The following is a 264-nucleotide window of genomic DNA, read 5'->3' as shown; positions in this document are numbered from 1 at the left end:
TTAAGCTAACTGATACTAATTGCCCGTACGGCTTGTCCCTATAACCTTGCCGGTTATATGCATTTACTAAGATGGTGAGTGCTACCCCCAAACTTTACTTCTCCCAGATTCGCTGTGCAGCCCACCACGTGGCTGCAGAGCATACAAGTCAAAGCTTGATGACCATAGCAAGTCAGTCCCACCCCTTCCCATCCCGAACAGGACCGTGAAATGACTCTGCGCCGATGATAGTGCTGCAACCAGTGTGAAAGTAGGTTATCGTCA

1 rRNA gene is annotated in these 264 nt (G+C 49.2%); it reads left to right on the top strand.

Features of this window, described 5'->3' with window-relative positions:
* Positions 1-154: 154 nt before the first annotated feature.
* Positions 155-264, top strand: a 5S ribosomal RNA gene (gene rrf / locus GTP58_RS30935); the annotation flags it as partial.

It is taken from the genome of Duganella sp. CY15W, from assembly GCF_009857555.1.
Lineage (GTDB): Bacteria > Pseudomonadota > Gammaproteobacteria > Burkholderiales > Burkholderiaceae_D > Rugamonas > Rugamonas sacchari.
Note: the sequence above shows the minus strand (reverse complement) of the source record. Positions and strands in the feature narration are given on the sequence as shown.